The 19,376-nt window shown below is 39.6% G+C and carries 18 protein-coding genes; 6 read left to right on the top strand and 12 right to left on the bottom strand.

The window, feature by feature from the left end; translation table 11 throughout:
• Positions 1 to 68 precede the first annotated feature (68 nt).
• From hscB to fdx, 3 genes are read left to right on the top strand one after another with little or no spacing between them, the layout of a single operon-like run.
• A complete protein-coding gene (hscB, locus tag FTU70_RS09750) occupies positions 69 to 584 on the top strand; it encodes a Fe-S protein assembly co-chaperone HscB (protein WP_004976652.1) in 516 nt (171 codons plus the stop codon).
• Positions 585 to 629: 45 nt separating this feature from the next.
• A complete protein-coding gene (gene hscA / locus FTU70_RS09745) occupies positions 630 to 2,489 on the top strand; it encodes a Fe-S protein assembly chaperone HscA (RefSeq protein WP_180060519.1) in 1,860 nt (619 codons plus the stop codon).
• Positions 2,490 to 2,504: 15 nt separating this feature from the next.
• Positions 2,505 to 2,843 carry an ISC system 2Fe-2S type ferredoxin gene (fdx, locus tag FTU70_RS09740; protein WP_004976656.1) on the top strand — a complete coding sequence of 113 codons (339 nt, stop codon included), beginning with the start codon at positions 2,505 to 2,507 and terminating at the stop codon, positions 2,841 to 2,843.
• Positions 2,844 to 2,964: 121 nt separating this feature from the next.
• Here fdx and FTU70_RS09735 read toward each other — a convergent pair whose 3' ends face one another.
• The 7 genes from FTU70_RS09735 to FTU70_RS09705 all read right to left on the bottom strand — a co-directional run bounded on the left by FTU70_RS09735 (position 2,965) and on the right by FTU70_RS09705 (position 11,377).
• Positions 2,965 to 4,446 carry an adenylate/guanylate cyclase domain-containing protein gene (locus tag FTU70_RS09735; RefSeq protein ID WP_218946867.1) on the bottom strand — a complete coding sequence of 494 codons (1,482 nt, stop codon included), beginning with the start codon at positions 4,444 to 4,446 and terminating at the stop codon, positions 2,965 to 2,967.
• 66 nt (positions 4,447 to 4,512) lie between these two features.
• Positions 4,513 to 4,947, bottom strand: a complete 435-nt coding sequence (locus FTU70_RS09730) for an HIT domain-containing protein (protein WP_004976660.1) — start codon at positions 4,945 to 4,947, stop codon at positions 4,513 to 4,515.
• Positions 4,948 to 5,155: 208 nt separating this feature from the next.
• Entirely contained in the window at positions 5,156 to 8,617 is a 3,462-nt protein-coding gene (mfd, locus tag FTU70_RS09725) for a transcription-repair coupling factor (protein WP_180060517.1), read from the bottom strand.
• Between the two features lie 150 nt (positions 8,618 to 8,767).
• Positions 8,768 to 9,127: a hypothetical protein gene (locus tag FTU70_RS09720; protein ID WP_131261458.1), complete on the bottom strand. Its 360-nt coding sequence runs from the start codon at positions 9,125 to 9,127 to the stop codon at positions 8,768 to 8,770.
• 226 nt (positions 9,128 to 9,353) lie between these two features.
• Positions 9,354 to 10,133, bottom strand: coding sequence for a glutathione S-transferase N-terminal domain-containing protein (locus FTU70_RS09715; protein WP_004976665.1), 780 nt, complete (start codon positions 10,131 to 10,133; stop codon positions 9,354 to 9,356).
• Positions 10,134 to 10,186: 53 nt separating this feature from the next.
• The gene (rraA, locus tag FTU70_RS09710) at positions 10,187 to 10,699 is read right to left on the bottom strand and encodes a ribonuclease E activity regulator RraA (RefSeq protein WP_004976667.1); all 513 of its coding nucleotides are present in this window, start codon (positions 10,697 to 10,699) and stop codon (positions 10,187 to 10,189) included.
• 12 nt (positions 10,700 to 10,711) lie between these two features.
• Entirely contained in the window at positions 10,712 to 11,377 is a 666-nt protein-coding gene (locus FTU70_RS09705; protein ID WP_004976668.1) for an NAD(P)H-binding protein, read from the bottom strand.
• Between the two features lie 215 nt (positions 11,378 to 11,592).
• Between FTU70_RS09705 and rpsT the strand changes: the two genes are divergently transcribed.
• Positions 11,593 to 11,862: a 30S ribosomal protein S20 gene (gene rpsT, locus FTU70_RS09700; protein WP_004976669.1), complete on the top strand. Its 270-nt coding sequence runs from the start codon at positions 11,593 to 11,595 to the stop codon at positions 11,860 to 11,862.
• Between the two features lie 196 nt (positions 11,863 to 12,058).
• On the opposite strand, the gene FTU70_RS09695 is transcribed toward rpsT, so the two are convergent.
• From FTU70_RS09695 to FTU70_RS09675, 5 genes are all read right to left on the bottom strand, one after another.
• Entirely contained in the window at positions 12,059 to 14,707 is a 2,649-nt protein-coding gene (locus FTU70_RS09695; protein ID WP_257222571.1) for a M66 family metalloprotease, read from the bottom strand.
• 406 nt (positions 14,708 to 15,113) lie between these two features.
• The gene (locus FTU70_RS09690) at positions 15,114 to 15,848 is read right to left on the bottom strand and encodes a histidine phosphatase family protein (RefSeq protein WP_004976677.1); all 735 of its coding nucleotides are present in this window, start codon (positions 15,846 to 15,848) and stop codon (positions 15,114 to 15,116) included.
• A 57-nt stretch (positions 15,849 to 15,905) separates the two neighbouring features.
• Positions 15,906 to 16,763, bottom strand: coding sequence for a 3'(2'),5'-bisphosphate nucleotidase CysQ (locus FTU70_RS09685; RefSeq protein ID WP_131261461.1), 858 nt, complete (start codon positions 16,761 to 16,763; stop codon positions 15,906 to 15,908).
• A gap of 182 nt (positions 16,764 to 16,945) precedes the next feature.
• Complete coding sequence (locus FTU70_RS09680; RefSeq protein ID WP_004976682.1) at positions 16,946 to 17,125, bottom strand: hypothetical protein; 180 nt, start codon at positions 17,123 to 17,125, stop codon at positions 16,946 to 16,948.
• Positions 17,126 to 17,709: 584 nt separating this feature from the next.
• Positions 17,710 to 17,955, bottom strand: a complete 246-nt coding sequence (locus FTU70_RS09675; RefSeq protein ID WP_004976684.1) for a hypothetical protein — start codon at positions 17,953 to 17,955, stop codon at positions 17,710 to 17,712.
• 285 nt (positions 17,956 to 18,240) lie between these two features.
• Here FTU70_RS09675 and FTU70_RS09670 point away from each other — a divergent pair, with 285 nt between their 5' ends.
• Positions 18,241 to 18,915 (top strand): HAD-IA family hydrolase, encoded by a 675-nt coding sequence (locus FTU70_RS09670; RefSeq protein WP_096901429.1) that lies wholly within the window; start codon positions 18,241 to 18,243, stop codon positions 18,913 to 18,915.
• Positions 18,908 to 19,348, top strand: a complete 441-nt coding sequence (locus FTU70_RS09665) for an RNA-binding S4 domain-containing protein (protein ID WP_004976690.1) — start codon at positions 18,908 to 18,910, stop codon at positions 19,346 to 19,348. Before FTU70_RS09670 ends, FTU70_RS09665 begins: the two co-directional genes overlap by 8 nt.
• The last annotated feature ends 28 nt before the right edge of the window (positions 19,349 to 19,376 follow it).

Genomic DNA, 19,376 nt, shown 5'->3' with positions numbered 1-19,376 from the left:
GTACAATACACTGTTTTAATTGCATTTATGCAGCCAATTTTGCACACTAATCGCGGATTCCATCTCCCATGAATCATTTTGAGTTGTTTAATCTTCCTGTTGCACTCGATATTGATTTCGCTACTTTAAAAGCTGAATTTTTAAAGCTACAGCAGCAATATCACCCCGACAAAGCCGAAGACAAAGATCAAGCCTTGATTAAATCTAGTAAAATTAATCAGGCGTTTAAACAACTCTCTGCGGTAGACAGTCGTGCTGCATATTTACTCTCATTGAAAAAGCAAGATTATCATCTCGATCAATCCATCCATGACTTTGAATTTTTACAAGATGCCTTGGAAATTCGTGAGCAATTGGATGATGCCAACTGTGCCGATGACTTACAGTCATTAAAGGTTGAAGTACAACAATGGGTTGATGGCTTAGTCCGTGAATTTAAAATTGACTATGCCGAAGAAGATTGGGCAGAAGCGCGTGACACTGTGCGTAAATTACGCTTTTTCATGAAAGTTATGGCTGACCTAGACAAAGCTGAAGATCGTTTCCTTGATGATGACAGTTTTGATTTAGACGATGATTTTTAATTTTAGTTTGTATTTTAATATTTAACGGGCAAAGGATTTTACATAATGGCGCTCTTGCAAATTGCAGAACCAGGTCAATCAAGTGCACCGCATGAACATCGCATTGCGATTGGCATTGACTTAGGCACCACTCATTCATTGGTTGCCACAGTTCTTTCTGGTAAAGCCAAAGTCTTGCATGATGAGCAAGGTCGCGTGCTACTGCCTTCTATCGTCCATTATGCAGAGCAAAATACACATTATGGCAATGCTGCTGCGCCATTTATTACTACAGACCCTAAAAACACGATTGTTTCAGTCAAGCGTTTTATGGGTCGTTCTAAAGCGGACATTAAATTTCAACATCCATACACGTTAGTGGGTGAAGACAATCAAATGCCTGCTTTTGAAACAGCTCAAGGCCGTAAAACACCTGTTGAAATTTCGGCAGAATTACTTAAACAACTCAAAGACCGCGCAGAAGCCAGCTTACAAAACCCTGTAAATGGTGCAGTGATTACTGTTCCTGCTTATTTTGATGAAGCTCAACGCCAAGCCACACGTGACGCTGCCGAGCTTGCAGGTTTAAAAGTATTGCGTTTATTGAATGAACCGACTGCAGCAGCGGTTGCCTACGGTTTAGATCAAGACACCAACTTGGCTCAAGACCGTAACTATGTGATTTACGACTTGGGCGGTGGTACGTTTGACGTTTCTATTTTACGTTTCTCTCAAGGTGTTTTTGAAGTTTTAGCCACAGGCGGCCACACTGCTTTAGGTGGTGATGACTTAGATCGTCTGATTGTAAAATGGGCAAAAAAACAGCTGAATATTGAAAGTTTAGATGATGCAGAATATGCACACTTTATTGTGTCTGCACGTAAAGCCAAAGAAGCGCTCAGCAATGCAGAAAGTGTTGAATTAAAACTGTTAGAGCACACGCTGCAATTAGACCGCGCAAACTTTGAAAGTATTATTCAGGTTGCTTTAGATAAAACCATTAGTGTATGCAAACGTGTATTACGCGATGCCAAACTTGACCTAGATGACATTCAAAATGTAGTTTTAGTTGGTGGTTCAACACGTTCTTATGCCGTGCAAAAAGCTGTTCGTGAAGTATTTAATCAAGAACCATTATGCACAATTAACCCAGATGAAGTGGTTGCAATTGGTGCATCAATTACCGCCAATCAACTAATTGGTAACAGCAAAGATGGTTCGTTGCTATTAGACGTTACCCCACTGTCTTTGGGTTTAGAAACCATGGGCGGTTTGGTGGAACGCTTAATTTCACGCAATACTGCAATTCCTGTAGCACGTCGCCAAGAATTTACCACTTATCAAGATGGCCAAACTGCCATGTTGATTCATGTGGTACAAGGTGAGCGTGATTTGGTAGAACATTGTCGTAGCTTAGGTCGTTTTGTGCTACACGGTATTCCACCAATGACTGCGGGTCAGGCACGCATTGAAGTTACGTTCCAAGTCGATGCTGATGGCTTGCTCAGTGTTTCTGCTAAAGAAACCACTTCTGGTGTGACTGCAAATATCGACATCAAGCCATCTTATGGTTTATCTGAAGCAGATACCGAGCGTTTGCTGCTAGATGGTTTCAAATATGCAGAAGAAGACAAGCAATTGCGTCATTTGCATGAAACCAAAGTTGAAGCACAACGTGAACTTGAAGCTTTACAACAAGCCTTAAAAGTAGATGCACAACTATTAAGCCCAGAACAATTAGAAGCTTTAAATACTGCCAAAGCGCAGTTGGAAGCCGAATTGACTGGACAAGACATTAAAGCCATTGAACATGCTGTTGAACAGCTTAAAATACACAGTGATGCTTTTGCTGCAATTCGTATGAATCAACATGTTGATGCAGCACTTAAAGGCACTAAACTCGACGACTGGTCAAACTCAAACTAATTTAAGGTAAAGATTATGCCACGTATTAAAGTACTTCCACATGCGCAATTCTGCCCAGAAGGTGCTGAGTTTGAAGTCGAACAAAATGCCAACTTATGCGAAAGCTTACTTGAAAATGGCATTAAAATTGAACATGCTTGCGATATGTCTTGTGCATGTACCACTTGCCACGTTGTTGTTCGTAAAGGCTTTGACAGCCTAGAAGAAATGGATGATGTTGAAGCTGACTTATTAGACCGTGCTTGGGGTTTAGAGCCTGATTCACGCTTATCTTGTCAGGTTAAAGTGGTCAATGAAGACTTGGAAGTCGAAATTCCAAAATACACCATTAACCATGCTTCAGAAAATCATTAATCATAAAATGATGCTAATTCTAAAAAACTGCGCTACGGCGCAGTTTTTTTATTGCACAACTTTAGATTTAAAATTTTTGAGGATTTAAAAGTTAAACGAGATCTACATTATAAGAAAAATTTTAGTGTTTTTCAGGAATATGAGTTTTGGCAATTTCTTCAACAGGTGGATGTTCAATCACTTCATCTTCAAGATTAAGTTTTACAATGCCCTGTGAGTTGGTCAGCTTTTGCTGCGTTTGAATTCTTTTAATCATTTTTTCTAATACGGTAATTAGCTCAGGATATTCAAAATTCTGCACTTCATCCAAATTAAGCAACAAATGAAAACCTTTATATTCGTAGTCAAACCAACGCTGATAATCCGACTTGCTGGCCGCATATTTTTCCATCACTTGCCAAGTTTTTACAGGACCTTGAATCCCCTTTAAAAAGATCGGTGCTTTCGGAGCACACAAATAATCATTTTTAATCAGTTTATAAGTGTCATCTGAAAGTAAAATTTCATCAACTTCGGCCGCACTTTGCAAACGCGCAGCTAAGTTAGCATCACGCCCAACAATGGTATATGCCATCCGATGTGCTGCACCGTAGTTCCCAACGTGGCAATATCCTGTACTGATACCCATACGAATATGTAAAGGCGGATAGCCCATTTTGACCCAACGTTCGCGTAACAATTTCATTTGCTGACGCATCGCAATAGCCATCTCTACACAAGTTTTAGCATCTTGTTCAACACCTTGCGTATTTGGATCACCAAAGAAAATTAAAATCGCATCACCCATAAACTTATCCACCGTCGCTTCATATTGCTTGGCAATTTCGGTCATGTGGCTTAAATAATCATTGAGCAGGAATGCTAAATCATCTGGAATTAGTGTTTCAGAAAGTTCAGTAAAGCCTTGAATATCAGAAAAGAAAATCGTCATTTTTTTACGTTTATATTCAATTTTCGCTTCCGACTCACCTTTCATAATCGATTGCCACAACTGCAAAGGTGCATAGCGACTAAGCTGATTCGCAAATTCCATATAGCGGTTCATTTGTGTGTAGTAATGGTCTTTCTTTGCCGTGGTATAGCGGATACGACGTGCCTGATAGGCACTGCCCATGCCAAAGTAAAAGATCATACATAAAAAGGCTAAAATCGTAAGTTCGGTACTGCTTTGTTCAAAATATTCGTTAAAACCAAAAATAAAAATATTACAAAAATAAAAAACTGTGACCGCCAATAAGGATGCCAATGCCACCAAAAAGAAAGAAACTTTAATATAAATGGCGGTATATAGCAGCGCAAATAAAGCGGCAAAAGTAAGTACCAAATTCAGATGTACCGCAGACAAACATACTGCGACTACCACAATATCAATAATAAACAGGATATTACGCTTGGCTTGATGACTATATTTATATTGCAGCCAACGCGAAAATTTAGGAATTATCAGAAATAAAAAAGTAAGAAAAAACGGAAGGTAAATTTGATAATTGGTATCGGCGTAGGTGTAGTGATAGACCACCATAATCAGGGATAAACTTGCATACCCGACTAAACGATGCAGAAATTCGAATTGTTTGGGATCTCTTTCCATCCAATTGTACATGAACACCGCGGCCTACTCCAATCTAGGATTAAAAAGCCACGCATCCTGCGTGGCAATTCATTTCAATTAATCCATTCGCCAGTCAAATGGCATATCGCCTTGACCACGCAGAGCAAGCATCAAGGTTTGACGCATGTGAGCCAAAACTTCATTGCTGTATGGTACAGCTGGCGTACCCCAAACTGGTTTAGGCCAAGCCACATCATTTTGATAACGCACGACGTGATGAAAATGCAATTGTGGAACCATATTACCTAAAGCCGCCACATTCATTTTATCGGCACGGAATACACGTGATAATTGGCTAGATAACCAGCTAGATTCACGTAAAAATTGTTCTTGGTCTGCCTGGCTTAATTCGTATAGTTCTGTAACCCCTGGCACACGTGGAATTAGAATTAACCAAGGGAATTGCATATCATTCATTAAACGACATGTTGACAGAGGAAAGTCGCCTACAAAAAAAGTATCTTGAGCAAGTTGTGGATGCAAACTAAACATATCTTTATAAATGACGCAAATTGTAATGATGGGTAATACTATCACATCCCTAGTGAACTGAGTATGATTCCCATCATGTTTCGATGTAAATAAAGTGCAATTTTAACCAAATTCATCATGAATAATATTCATTATAGAATCAGAGGTTTCTTAGCAAATATTCATAAATTTACCGATATGATATTTGGATCAATTTGCATTTTTAAACTCAGCTGTGCAAAGTTTTTAGCAGGCTGTTTAATAGATCGGCAATAAATTGAATCCGCTTTTCAGCTTCCTCCAACATCACCATCACTTTTAAACGCTGTCCACCATCCATACGGAAATAGGTCGGATGTTTTTGCATCATTTGAATGATGCTCATGGCTTGCACAGGTGTATCTGGTGAAAATTCGATATGACCGCCATTTGTACCAATATCAATTTTAGTGATGCCCAACTGCTCTGCTTTTAAACGCAGTTGATGTACAGCAAATAATTGTTTCACCGCTTGTGGTGGAATACCAAAACGGTCAATCAACTCCATACGGATATGATCAAGCTTTTCTTGAGTATCGGTATTACTAATGCGTTTGTAGAACAATAAGCGCTGATGCACATCGCCCAAATAATCATCTGGAATTAAAGCAGGCATGTGCAGGTTGATTTCTGCAGTTAAAGACAATGGTGCATCGAAGTTAGGAGTTTTACCCTTTTGAATGGCTTTGGTGGCTTTTTCCAGCATTTCCATATACAGGCTATAACCAATAGCTTGCATTGAACCGCTTTGTTGCTCACCCAGTAATTCGCCCGCACCACGAATTTCCAAGTCTTCGGTTGCCAGCATAAAACCTGCACCCAAAGTTGAGGCACGCTGAATCGCATCCAAGCGTTTTTCAGCATCGCCTTTTAAGCCCTTAATGGAAGGTACCAGCAAATACGCATAAGCTTGGTGATGCGAACGTCCAACACGACCACGTAATTGGTGCAACTGCGCCAATCCGAGTTTATCTGCACGTTCAATTAAAATGGTATTGGCATTTGGAACATCAATCCCTGTTTCAATAATGGTTGAGCAAACCAACACGTTATATTCTTTATGATAAAACTGCTGCATGACTTGCTCTAATTCACGCTCGCGCATTTGCCCATGCGCAACTGCAACCCGCGCTTCTGGTACCAATTCACGAATGGTTTCAGCACTACGCTCAATGGTTTCCACTTCATTATGCAGGAAATACACCTGACCACCACGTAACAATTCACGTAAAATGGCTTCTTTCACCGTATCGCCTGTATGCTCTTGCACAAAGGTTTTCACCGCTAAACGACGTGCAGGCGGTGTGGCAATAATAGATAAATCGCGCATACCACTAAATGCCATATTTAAGGTACGTGGAATTGGCGTTGCGGTTAAAGTCAACATATCAACATCGGCACGCAACGCTTTAATACGTTCTTTGTCACGTACACCAAAACGATGTTCTTCATCGACAATCATCAAGCCTAATTGCTTGAACTGAATATTTTCTTGTAGAATTTTGTGCGTCCCAATCACAATATCGACTTTGCCTTCTGCTAAATCTTCAATGGTTTTTTGATGAGATTTGCTTGAACCAAAACGCGACAAGACTTCAATACGCACAGGCCAATCGGCAAAACGGTCTTTAAAGGATTCATAATGCTGTTGTGCCAACAATGTTGTTGGAACCAATACAGCAACTTGCTTGTTGTTCTGTACCGCGACAAATGCAGCCCGCATTGCGACTTCAGTTTTACCAAAACCGACATCACCGCAGACCAAACGATCCATTGGTTTTGCCAATTGCATATCATGTAAGGTCGCTTCAATTGCATTAGCTTGATCTAAGGTTTCTTCATAAGCAAAGCCACTGGCAAATTGCATATAAAGACTATGATCCAACTCAAAAGCAAAACCCGGTTTAGATTGACGACGTGCCTGAATATGCAGTAATTCTGCTGCCACATCGTGAATTTGTTCCAACGCTTTGCGTTTGGCTTTATTCCATGCATCTGTGCCTAATTTATGCAAAGGCGCAAGGTCTGGATCACCACCGCTATAACGGCTGATTAAATGCAAATTGGTAACAGGTACATACACTTTTGCAGCATCGGCATAATCAAGTTGTAAAAACTCATGCTCTTGCTCATCAATATTTAAAGTAATTAAACCTGCATAACGCCCTACGCCATAATCAATATGTACCACAGGTGCACCAATGCTTAACTCGGTCAAACTGCGAATTAAAAACTCTTCAGAAACTTCCTGCTGACGTTTACGACGGCGCTGCACCACACGATGTTCATACAACTGATTTTCTGAGATTACACTCAATTGATCTTGAATGACCAAGCCGCGATCTAAAGGTGCATTGGTAATCGCAATGGCTTGTAAAGACTGCTGAAATGCCTCAAAACTCTCCACTTGTGGAATTTCACCCAAAGCGGCACGCAACGCATCTTTTAAGGTTTCACGACGACCTGCACTTTCTGCCACCAATAAAACAGGATGATTGGCCGCATCAATATATTGCTTAACGGCATGAAAGGGTTGTTCTTGTTTAGGATCAACCGCCAAACATGGTGGTACAAGTGTGCTTAAGTTCACTACACCTGCTTTTTGCTCAAAAGCTTCGGGCGATGCAATCACACGTCCAAATTGATTCAGTTGTTCTAATAATTGATTTGGTTGTAGGAATAATTGCTCAGGCGGCAAAATCGGCTGGTCGATGTTATGACGTCTGTCCTCATAACGATACAGCACATCTTTCCAAAATTGAGTTAAACAGTCATCCACCGCCTTATCTGTAATGACAATGCAATGCTTTGGTAAGTATGAAAGTAATGTATTTTGACCTTCAAGCTGTGCTTGAGTGAAGAATAACGGAAAATAAAACTCTAAACCAGGCGATGCAATGCCTTCTAACACATCCTGATACACAGGGTTCTTTTTCGGGTTTGCCGTTGGGAAACTTTCTGCATAGCGGTCACGGAAAATCGCACGACCTTCTTTTAATGGAAATTCTTTGGCGGGTAAAACCGTAAAATTCTGCAAACTTTGGGTGGTACGCTGCGTTTCTGGATCAAAAAACTTTAAGGTTTCAACTTCATCATCAAATAAATCAATACGGATGGGTGCTTCCTGTCCCGAAGCATAAATATCCATAATACTGCCACGCACAGCGAATTCACCATGATCATAGACTGTATCGACCAGATGATAGCCTGCTTGTACCAAACGCTGCTTTTGTTGTTCCAAAGCAAACTTTTGCCCAACACGAATATCGAAATGCTCGCCTAACACCCATGAGGTTGGTGCAACACGTTGTGCCAAAGTGGTTGCCGAAACCAACAATACACCTTGCTGCGGCATATTGGATAAAATCGCCAAACGCTCCGACACAATATCTTGATGCGGTGACAAGCGGTCATAAGGCAAAATTTCCCAATCGGGGAAAATAGTCGGTTTTACCCCGTAAAATTCTAATTCGCTTTCTAACTGCGCCAAATGTTGTTGATTGCGCGCGACAATCACAAATAAATGCTGATTCTGCTGACCAATTTCTTTAAATAATAATGCTGCGGCAGAACCTTGTAGATTACCAATCCAGCGTTTTTCGCCAGCTTTCAGTTGTGCTAAATTGAGTTGGGAAATTTCGTGTTGGAACATGTATATAGCTTTAGGGTCTAAACAACATGGGGCTTATACTAGCACGATGAATTGACGGTTTTACGTAATTTTTTTCATCCACCATTACAGCGTATTTAATTGCAAAATTTTATAAAACAGCGAGCTTTAAAGTTTGATACACACGCCTCTTTACTTTTGATCACGTAAAAACTGTCGATAATAATCATTCAATTTTTTAACAATCGCTTTAAATTCCAGTAAGTTTTCTTCGGTATTACCAAGCATTGTGTTAAAACGCTGTTGCGCAATTTCCAGATCAATTTTTTCATTGATAATCATAGCTGTAGAATACAGCTGTGCCAAATCATCAAACTGCTGCATACGGCGGTTGGATAAATAATTTAAACGCTCTGCCAAAACATCGTTAAGCAAAATACCATCGACCATATAGCCTTGTTCCGCATCCCATTGAATATTCTGTGCTTCTAAATAGGCAATTTCTTCGAGATTGGCTTTATTTTTAAACAACCCTGTAAGTTTGCTGAACATTTTGAACCTATAAATTGGCGAAATCAAAGTGAATGCTGCAGAGTTTAAATGCTTCACTAAAATAGATGCAACTGATCAGGGTGATTTATGCTCCCCTGATGTTATAAGTCAGTGTTTCAACCCCACTTTGCTTAGGCTATTTATAATGATGCATATTTTGCATCCTGCCAAATGCAAAAAAGCATCTTGAAGATGCTTTTATAACAATCAAAAAATGACTTAAAGCTTATTTGCCATAAGTTTGCTGTAAATACTTCACAATCTTAGCTGATTCAAAAAGCTGAGTCTGGGTATTTGGATCGATTAAAAATGGGACTTGAATATTATCACCCATGACTTTTAATACCTGCTCACGCTTACCACCTGCCAGTGGCACATATTTACCCGGTTTTAAACGTAATTTTGCCAAGCCTTGATCTTGCCAACGCTCTTTGGCTACATTATGAAATTTGAATGGCAACTCCAGTTCAGTCAATACACCACGTACTACACGTGTATAAGGACTTCCCTCAAAACCCCACAGTTCAATCAGTTGTTCAGGTGCAGCGCGCTCTACAATTTTCTGGTTAATCCACACACCACGTGCACCATTCAATAACGTGCCTGCAAGTGCAACATAAGGAATTTTAGGAAAATGCGCGTATTTTTTTGGCGTTTTTCCACTTTTGCCATAATGTTTGAATAAATGATGAATGATCTGCTGTGATTCATAGAGCTGATCACCTGTATTTTCATCAATTAAAAATGGAAACTGAGTTTTACCACCCAGTTGTTTCACCAAAGGTCGATATTTTGTGCCGCCTTTGGGGCATGGATAAACCTCATAATCCAAATTTAACAAGGTCATGACTTCGCGTACACGACGGCAAAATGGTGAACCTTCAAACTCATATAACTTTAAGGCTTTTTCGGGTTGCTTAGGAAATGCTGTCCCATTCACTCCACGTCCACCTTCGGTGAGCATAGATGCCACTGCCTGAATGACTTTAATTTGATGATGCACCATTTTGTTTTCCTTGTGATGTGCTCAGCAATTTGATGACTGCGCCATCAAACCGCTTATAAATCGACCAACTTTTCTTTTGCCACAATAATACCGTTGTTATCAGCATAGACATAATCGCCCGAATTAAAAGTGACTTGTCCGAAATGCAAACTCACATCCACTTCACCCACGCCTTTGCGGTTACTTTTTTGTGGAATTGAAGCCAAAGCATGTACGCCTAAATCAAGTGCTGCAATTGCATCGACATCACGTACACAGCCGTAAATGATCACGCCATTCCAGTGATTTTTCACTGCGGATTCAGCAATCAAGTCACCCATTAAGGCACAGCGCATAGATGCCCCACCATCTACCACCAAAACTTTGCCTGTGCCATCGGTTGCCAATAACTCTTTTACACGTGAGTTATCTTCAAAGCATTTTACAGTCACAATTTGACCACCAAAAGTTTTACGTGCACCGTAACTTTTGAAAAATTTACCATCCAAAGATGGAATCACCACTTGAAGGTCATGTTCTGGATGGTCATCTAATAAGTCACAAGTTACGAATGGTACTGTAGACACGTTGTTCCCCTTTTACTTGGTTTTTTGTATTTGTAAATTATCATAAATTTGAAATTTATGAATTTGCGATTGCGCTGCCTCGACCATAGTATGAGCCACTTGCGTAGCACTTACTGGCTTATATGTAAAATGATCGGGAATAAATCGTGATATTTTAAGATACAGCTTTTGTCCTAAATCTTCTAAACGCCGTTGTTCGTTGCGCTCACCCAATAATAAAGATGGACGCAAAATTGATACTTTGTCTAAATCCAAACTTTCAATATATTGTTCTAGCTCACCTTTGACACGATTATAAAATACGGCTGATTTGGCTTCTGCTCCCAAAGCACTGACCAATATGTAATGCGTACCCTTCGCCTGCAATAATTCGGCAAAATGTGCATTGATGGTATAGTCCACAGCATAAAATCCCTGCTTTGAGCCTGCCTTTTTTAAGGTTGTGCCTAAACAACTGAATGCATGACTATAACCGCTCACATCTTCATCATTGAGCAATAAAAAGTCTTCGAGGAGTAACGTCTGGACTTTTTCTAAGCGATTTAATTCCGAGCAAGGTCTACGCAAAACAACGGTGATATTTTTACATTCAGGCAGCTGATTAAGCTGTTTGACCAATTGCTGCCCAACTAAACCATTCCCACCAATTACAATTGCATTTTGAATAGAATTTGTCATTTTTTAAACAATCTCTGAGGCTTAAAGCTAATCTACCTGTTTCTTTCTGATTTTTCTGCAGCTAAAATGTTGTCAAAGCATGTCAAGACTTGACTTAACTGTCTAGTTTCATCAAAATATGGCACTTGTTTACGGGCTGGTGATAATTCTTCTGATGTTGGTTTTCGGAAGTAATTGCAGCCCGCCCAGACCAATCTATTTCAAGGAGTGCACGAGTGGCAAACTCTGCTCAAGCTAGAAAACGTGCTCGTCAAAACGTTAAAGCACGTAAACACAACGCAAGCTTACGTTCTATGGTTCGTACTTATTTAAAACGCACAATCGCTGCTATTGCTGCAGGTGATTATGCGGTTGCTACTGAAGCTTACAAAAAAGCTGTTCCAGTAATTGACCGTATGGCTGATAAAGGCATCATCCATAAGAACAAAGCAGCTCGTCATAAGAGCCGTTTAAACGCTCAAGTTAAAGCTTTAGCTTCTAACTAAGTGTTAAACAAAAGAAGCCCGTTAAGGGCTTTTTTTGTGCCTGCTGTTTCGATAATTTATCAAATTAAGCAATCTTTAGTTTCTGCACGCCAATTACATCACTTCAAATACACCTGCCACCATAAAATAAAAAACACCTCCTGAACTGGTCAAAAGGTGTTTTAAATTAATGAAGATGAATAATTCAGACGAAGAATTATTTCAGCATCAGTCGTAAATTTTGTGGACTTAAATAAGCCAGTTGCAAACTGTTATTAGCCTTTAATTGCGTCCATTGCTGATTCGCACCACCTGTGCAACCATAACGAATTAAACGCGCGCGGTTTTCTTTTAGGTAGCCATGCTCTAAATCAAAGCACTGATTCCCCTGACGAATCGTTCCCGAAGCTGTGTGCATTTCCCAGACCTGACTGTCTTTAGATGTACTGCAGCTTGCAAGTGAGACCACATTGCCGTTGTTGGTTAAGCACTGATCCATTTCTGCTTTGCTGTGAATACGCCCCAAACCATCATAAATCCACTGCTCAGTTGCATCGCCTGTACAGCCACTTGCTCCACTAATGTAAGCATTTTTCTGACCACTCGCCAAAGTTTCAACTTTCAAACAGTTATTTCTGTTTTTCATTAGTGTTGCTTCAGCCACAATATTTTCATTGCCTAAACCCAATCGCTCCACAAAATTGTGCAATGCTGTTTCCGCTTCAGGCTTAGTCTTTTCTAAATCGGCACGATAAACATTCATCCAGCGGTTTAAACGATAAATCGTATTTTGCTGTTGTTCATAACGCTGTAATTGTTGCTGTGCAGTTGCACTTAGCTCTTGACGATAATCTGCATAAGAATCATACAATAGTTGTGCAGCAGGTTTTAAAGCCACCACAGCTTGACTGGCTTGCGCTTCCAACTGCTTCTGAAAATCAGGCATTTCAACTTTTCTTAAAGCTTCATAGCCATGTGTACGACCAATTTTTACCGCAGGTTGAATACTATCGCTATATTGCGGAATATTCAGTGTCGATAATAACTTCTCGGCATGATTGGCTTTTTTACAGTATAAATTCACCTGTTTTGGCTGCTCAGCAAGTGCTAAATTGACATGCAGTTTATTGGCATTGCTGGTCATACGGTTAGGTGCCAATGCCACGTTCTGATTACGATTGGCATATTGAACATCTAACCAACATGCGGCATTTTCAGCAGCACGATTTGCCACAGGTAAATTATAAACATCACCCCAGTTACTGCGTGCAGCAGGATACAACACACCTTGCTGAGTTTCAGGATCATATCCGCCAATAATAGTAATTACAGGCACACCAAATAAGCGCGGTTTTAAATAGTAACCATCGGCACTGTTGTACCAAACCTGATTGGAGCTTGGTACTTTTGGATAAACCACTTCCATTTGGCGTGTGTCTTTATTCCAAATTTTATAACCACTTGGTGAGCTTTCATCCCAAACATGTCGCGCCCCAAAGTGGGGTTGAATCCGAATATGGGTACTGTAACCCGTGTAATGGGTATAACGCGAAATGCTACTGTTGGTTGCACCACCTGACATCGCATCCCAACTATAAGCATATTGTTTCAGGAAGTTAGGCACACCATTTTTGCCATCACCCAAGTTTCGAGTATGCCACGCTAAATTACCGCGCATTTTATTACGATACGCAATATAGCCCCAACCGCTGTCTGCATGGTGTGCAGCCCAGAACATATTTTCACCTTGTGAACCCGGATAATGCCCTAGACCATAATGATGTCCAATTTCATGGCTGAACTCGTTGCCCACAGAATCATACAGAGTCAACATACCATTACCGCCACTTAAACCATGCGTTTGATCACCATTTGTATATTTACCTCGTGCATGATGGGCAATTACAGTTTGTGTAAGTTGTGGCTGTTGCTGACTTTGCATAGAGGCACTGGTCACACCCCAGTTGGCTAAGTTAATTCCCACACTAAAGGTCGATTTTGCAGTATTTTCCCGCATGTCCCCCGAATAGACACCACCTTCACCCGCACTTTGGGTATCGTAAATCGTGCCGTTGGCGACCATCACTCGATCTAGCTGAATATCATCATATTTTGCCACGGTCATTTGTGCCGCAGGAATGGTTTGGAAATAATCGGTACCCGCTTTTTCAGGCTCTAATAACATATAATGCCCGCCCGATTTCGGTGGTGCAGTTAGTAGACCAATACGAATATTGTTGAGTACCAATTCACCCGGTGCTGCAAAATCAATTTTTTCTGCGTCAAGTGCACCACTACGGTTTTTAGAATCAACCAAACGCAGCTTTAAACCAGGACGTACTTCATCCCAATTTAATTTAGCCGACCACGCACGCTTACTATACAGTACCTCGGCACGACCATCTTGATTGCTCTGGTCTGAAGCAGTAATCTGGGTTGGATCAAGTAAAGCAACACGACGTAACAAGCGCTCATTTTGATACACTTCAAGCTGTAAAGTGTCGATATTGCCCATGCCTTGATTTGGCGTAACCAATAATAATGCTTCTTTTTCTGCGGTTAGACGTGGCATTTTTTTCACCTCGTTACCATTCGGGTCAACCACATGCCCTTGAGCAAATTGAATCATTGCCTGAAAATCACCATCTAAATCATTACGCACTTCACGTGATTCAGAATTAGCGTTGTAATCATAAAACCCGAGTACCGATTGATTGATGACATCTTGTTTAGGTTCAGGATAAGGATTAGCCACATTGCCCACAGGTGGTTGCTGAGGATTTTCCGGTGGTATTGGATTTTCTTGATTTGAATTCCCAGCGGTATCTCCCTCACCACCACCGCCACCACCACATGCGGCAAGCATGGATGATAATATACATACACTTAATAGACTAAGCGAAAACCGAGTCACACTTTTCATTATTTATTCCACCCCAATGTCAATTTATGACAAAAAATATAAAAATAAACACATATTTTTCAATAACTTGTATTTTTATATTAAATAGATGTATAAAATTATGCAATTCTCAAGTTTCATATCGCTTTATATTTTCAACACAATTTTATTAATTTTTCTTTATAAAAATCAGCGAATTTTTAAAGCAGCACACAGATTGATAGACAATATTTGATCGAGTTTGCGCTCACAACTGCATAAAATGAAGGAAAAAAAGAGAATAAAATTTGAATTATTTTTTTTAATTTCTGACAGACGGTATTCTATCGTACTGAATGGATAGCACTAGAATATGCGTTCAATGTTCTGCTTAAACTTTCTGACGAAATTGCGAGATATCTAAAGTGTGAATCTGACCGCGCCAAATCCATTTTAGCTTGGATTCTAAAAACTCATCACCTTCAAACCAAACGAATAAACCTTCCATCATATCTGGCCAATCGGCTTGCGTGACTTCATTACGTCCAGAAATTACCGCGATAATTGCAGCTAAAATCGTATCATGACTCACAGCCAAACTCAGTCCGTATTGGTTGGTTGGATGGGTGTTATAAATCAGCTCAAGGACATCCACGACACCATGAATCGGATGTTTCATGCCGGGCAAGGCATTATTCACAAAACTATTAATAAAGCCTAAAGCACCCTGTTTCTGAAAATATGGGCCTGCCTGTTTGATATCAAGTACAAAGCTTCCTGGTTCCACCAATAAACCTTGTTCTATAATTTCAATGTGATGGGTATTGGGTTCGAGGGTAATGCCATCTGCCCCACGAATCATTAAAGCAGCCGTATCGACACAACGCTGAATAGGACTTGAAATACAGTGTTGAATCACCCGATCTGTATTTCCAACCAAGTAGCCTCCCCATGCTTCGGCTAAATCGCGACCTTGTTCGGTCAATTGTAAATTATAGCCAGCCAAACCCTGACCAACGACAATTTCACGAATAGAATGACGTGTAAACAAAGTCACAGGCGTCTGAGCATCAGGCAATAAATCAATTGCTTTAAGCATACTTGCAGGGAGTAGTTCTAATGCCATGATCTAGCCAAAATTTTAACTTGGTTGCTTGACACTATACCATGTTCAGCACTTTGCTCAATCTGACTTCGCCATAAGTCCAAGTGCTTGTAAGGCAATCTGTTTCATCTGCGTATTTTTATAGGCGATAAAACCACCATTTAACAATGTATCGCGCTGATTATATAAAAATGCCCGTCCCTGAAAATCGACCAATCCACCACCTATTCGTTCCAATAAACATTGTCCTGCACTGGTGTCCCACTCAGAAGTCGGATGAAAACGTGGGTAAATATCGACACGATCTTCCAAAATCATGCAGAATTTATAAGCACTACCTGCTTTTAGTTCTTCAAAATTGGTCAACTGCGCCAAGCTTTTTAAATAGTCTGCATAGTGTGATTTTTTTTGACTACTGTGGCTTAATCCAATTTTTAGAACTGAAGATGTTACCGTGGGTTCAGACTGATAGAGATACCATTGCTGAGTTAAAATATGATATTTCAATGGCATACCCTGTTCAGGACAAAAATAAATAGTTTGCTCGCCTGGTACTGCAAGTACTGCAAAAGTTGTTTGCACACCACAAATTAAACTTAAATTAATGGTAAATTCAGGACGTTGATGTAAAAACTCTTTCGTGCCATCTAAAGGATCAAGCAACCAAAATTGCTGCCATTGCTGACGTTGGTCTTGCTCACCTTCTTCGGACAACACAGGTAAATTGGAGATTTTTGCCAAAGCCTGCATTAAATAATAATTGACTCGATAATCGGCTTGCGTAACAGGAGAATCATCAGTTTTCTTTTCTACATCAAAAGCAGCACCTGAACAATAATCTTGAAATTCCTGATTTAAAATTTCACACGCCTGCTGCACGATTGGCAATAACTGTAAAATTAAAGTATGCGTTGGCGCCTTTGTTTTTATAAACATAACTATCCTTTTTAGACTGTATCTAAAGGTCTAATTTTTCATTACTTTCATAAAAACATTGTAATAAAATTTACGGCTGATGCGTAGATAAAATTTAGTGGCTAGATATGCTAAATCAAGACTTTATGTGTCAAGGCAATTCATTTTTACTTGAGTTTTTTATTTATTGAGTGCTTAGTTAATTAATCTTTAAATGGATTGGATAATCTTTTTTTAAACATCGATAAAGTGAGTGCACCACTAACCAATAATAAAATACCCACAATCACCAAATAAGTTTCACCACCAAAAAAACCAATAATAATTGCAGCAATACCCAATAAACCCAAAATAGTGGTAATGGCAATTCCTAAAATAGACATCACAATTCCTTTTAAATTTATTTAATCATGAAAAATTGTCAATATTCTCAGGTATCGTTCTGTCATATTCATGCCTCTTTTGATAGTTAAAGCGTAACATTTGAGCGCACCTTGCCACATTTATACACAGAACTTATACTGAAATAGACTAAACACAACCTATTACATTTTACTGAGTTTGCTGAATAGCTTAAGTGCAGATTATGACAACTTGATGCATTTTATTTAAAAAGATTCTTTCTTAAATCATTTTTGAATCACTGCAAAGGAAATTCCCTTTCCTTTTAGGAGACTTGCGGAGCATGCTCCTCAGGGAGAGGTTTTTTATAAGAACCCCCTCATCCACTTGCGGAATATACTCCTCATCCTGAGCAATACATGGCGTAAAAGAAGGGACTTTCAATACTAATTTTACTGATCATTTATGATCAAATTTCGACTTATAAAAGGATTCTAATTCAGGTTGAACCATTCATAGAATTAAGGTATAAAAAAGCCCGATCTGCATCAATCGGGCCAGATTTAAAGGTACACAAATTTGTATACATAATCAAAATCACTAGAATTTTAAATCAAAAAATTAATCAATCCTTTTCTAGAAAAGTTAACTCTCCCTCATCTGAGGTGATTTTAATTTTGACTTTACGATAACTACGTTTATCTGGGTTTAATGCCGACTCTGAAACATGATGGGCGAATTTTTCATCGCCCATTAAATGCGCAAATAATTTATAGCCGATACGCATTTTCTTAATTTTTTTCTTCTTTTTCTCAAACTCATCGAGTTGTTTATCTAAGTGTTTTAAATCTAAATACTGTTGTTCAGCCATTACTAGCTCCCTAATTTAAAAAATTTACCATTCAATTTCTATGCTTGTACAGACAAACAAATACAGAAATATGTCAAAAAAATTGTTTTTGTGAACGCTACAGTTACTTTTTACAACTGCCCCATCTCACCTAATTTATATGCAACGCATGTACAGTGCTTATTTATTTAGCCTAGCACAATTTGGCGAATAATCAGACAGTATTTTGAGTTATGCCTCAAGCATGTTTAAATGAGCCAGTTTTATTTGCCTTTTGGCAATTGCTTAATGGTTTAGGATGTCTAAATGCACAAAAATATCATCATGTTTGACATGGACGGAACGCTGTTAGATCTCGCTTATGATGATTTTATTTGGAATGAACAACTGCCTATTCGCTATGCAGAATTACACGCCTGTTCTTTAGAGCGCAGCAAAGAAATTTTATACGATTTTTATCAAGCGCATAGCCACACCTTAGAGTGGTATTCCTCACGTTTTTGGACGGCTAAAGTGGGTGTAGATATGCTTGCGATGCAACTTGAATATAAAGATCAAGTCACGTTGCGTCCACAAGCTATCGAGTTACTGGAATATTTAAAAAATAATGGCTATCACATTTGGCTCACCACCAATGCCGATTGTGCAGGTTTAGACTTTAAATTAGCACATACAGGTTTAGCAAAGTATTTTGAAGTGATTGTTAGTTCTGAAAGTATTGGTTATGCCAAAGAGCGCGTTGAATTTTGGCAAACATTGCAACAACAACATGCATTTAATCCTGAAGATTGCTATTTTATAGATGACACCGAAAAGGTGCTTAATGGTGCTAAAGCCTTTGGGATTGGACACTTATATAGTATTGCCCAGCCATCCTCAGCAAAACCTACGCGTCAGACTTGTAATTACCCTATGTTGCACCAATTAACAGATTTAATTCCTGTCTTAGAACAATTTGAGGACACTCAAAAATATGCCTAAAACTTCGTCCCACGAAGCCATTGAAACGATCCGAATTGATAAATGGCTATGGGCTGCACGTTTTTTCAAGACCCGCTCTATTGCAAAAGCTGCCATTGAAGGCGGCAAAGTACATCACAATGGCGAGCGCGTTAAAGTTTCCAAAGAAATTCGTGTGGGAACTGAGCTGACCATTCAACAAGGTTTTGATAAGAAAACCGTATTGGTCAAGGCATTATCCGGCGTACGCGGCCCTGCCCCTGTCGCTCAGCAACTTTATGAAGAAACTGAAGTGAGTATTGCACGCAGGGAATTGATTGCGACCCAAAGAAAGTTGCATAATCTAGCACGACCTGATCATCGACCAAGTAAAAAAGACCGTCGTGACATCAGCAAATTTAAACAAGAGAATGATCAGCAATTTGACCAATTTTGGTCATATAATGATGATTAAATAGAGCGTCACAGGCTGTCGCACAGCC

It is taken from the genome of Acinetobacter sp. YH12135, assembly GCF_013418565.1.
GTDB classification, from domain to species: domain Bacteria; phylum Pseudomonadota; class Gammaproteobacteria; order Pseudomonadales; family Moraxellaceae; genus Acinetobacter; species Acinetobacter towneri.
This window is presented reverse-complemented; position numbering and strand designations above follow the sequence as displayed.

What these genes read in the sequence shown, in the direction of transcription:
- FTU70_RS09690 (WP_004976677.1), bottom strand. Translation starts at nt 15,848, where the DNA reads ATGGCATTAGAACTACTCCCTGCAAGTATGCTTAAAGCAATTGATTTA.
- FTU70_RS09675 (WP_004976684.1), bottom strand. Translation starts at nt 17,955, where the DNA reads ATGGCTGAACAACAGTATTTAGATTTAAAACACTTAGATAAACAACTC.
- FTU70_RS09705 (WP_004976668.1), bottom strand. Translation starts at nt 11,377, where the DNA reads ATGACAAATTCTATTCAAAATGCAATTGTAATTGGTGGGAATGGTTTA.
- FTU70_RS09715 (WP_004976665.1), bottom strand. Translation starts at nt 10,133, where the DNA reads ATGGTGCATCATCAAATTAAAGTCATTCAGGCAGTGGCATCTATGCTC.
- FTU70_RS09670 (WP_096901429.1), top strand. Translation starts at nt 18,241, where the DNA reads ATGCACAAAAATATCATCATGTTTGACATGGACGGAACGCTGTTAGAT.
- FTU70_RS09735 (WP_218946867.1), bottom strand. Translation starts at nt 4,446, where the DNA reads ATGTACAATTGGATGGAAAGAGATCCCAAACAATTCGAATTTCTGCAT.
- FTU70_RS09730 (WP_004976660.1), bottom strand. Translation starts at nt 4,947, where the DNA reads ATGTTTAGTTTGCATCCACAACTTGCTCAAGATACTTTTTTTGTAGGC.
- FTU70_RS09695 (WP_257222571.1), bottom strand. Translation starts at nt 14,707, where the DNA reads ATGCTTGCCGCATGTGGTGGTGGCGGTGGTGGTGAGGGAGATACCGCT.
- hscB (WP_004976652.1), top strand. Translation starts at nt 69, where the DNA reads ATGAATCATTTTGAGTTGTTTAATCTTCCTGTTGCACTCGATATTGAT.
- FTU70_RS09665 (WP_004976690.1), top strand. Translation starts at nt 18,908, where the DNA reads ATGCCTAAAACTTCGTCCCACGAAGCCATTGAAACGATCCGAATTGAT.
- mfd (WP_180060517.1), bottom strand. Translation starts at nt 8,617, where the DNA reads ATGTTCCAACACGAAATTTCCCAACTCAATTTAGCACAACTGAAAGCT.
- hscA (WP_180060519.1), top strand. Translation starts at nt 630, where the DNA reads ATGGCGCTCTTGCAAATTGCAGAACCAGGTCAATCAAGTGCACCGCAT.
- FTU70_RS09680 (WP_004976682.1), bottom strand. Translation starts at nt 17,125, where the DNA reads ATGTCTATTTTAGGAATTGCCATTACCACTATTTTGGGTTTATTGGGT.
- FTU70_RS09720 (WP_131261458.1), bottom strand. Translation starts at nt 9,127, where the DNA reads ATGTTCAGCAAACTTACAGGGTTGTTTAAAAATAAAGCCAATCTCGAA.
- fdx (WP_004976656.1), top strand. Translation starts at nt 2,505, where the DNA reads ATGCCACGTATTAAAGTACTTCCACATGCGCAATTCTGCCCAGAAGGT.
- FTU70_RS09685 (WP_131261461.1), bottom strand. Translation starts at nt 16,763, where the DNA reads ATGTTTATAAAAACAAAGGCGCCAACGCATACTTTAATTTTACAGTTA.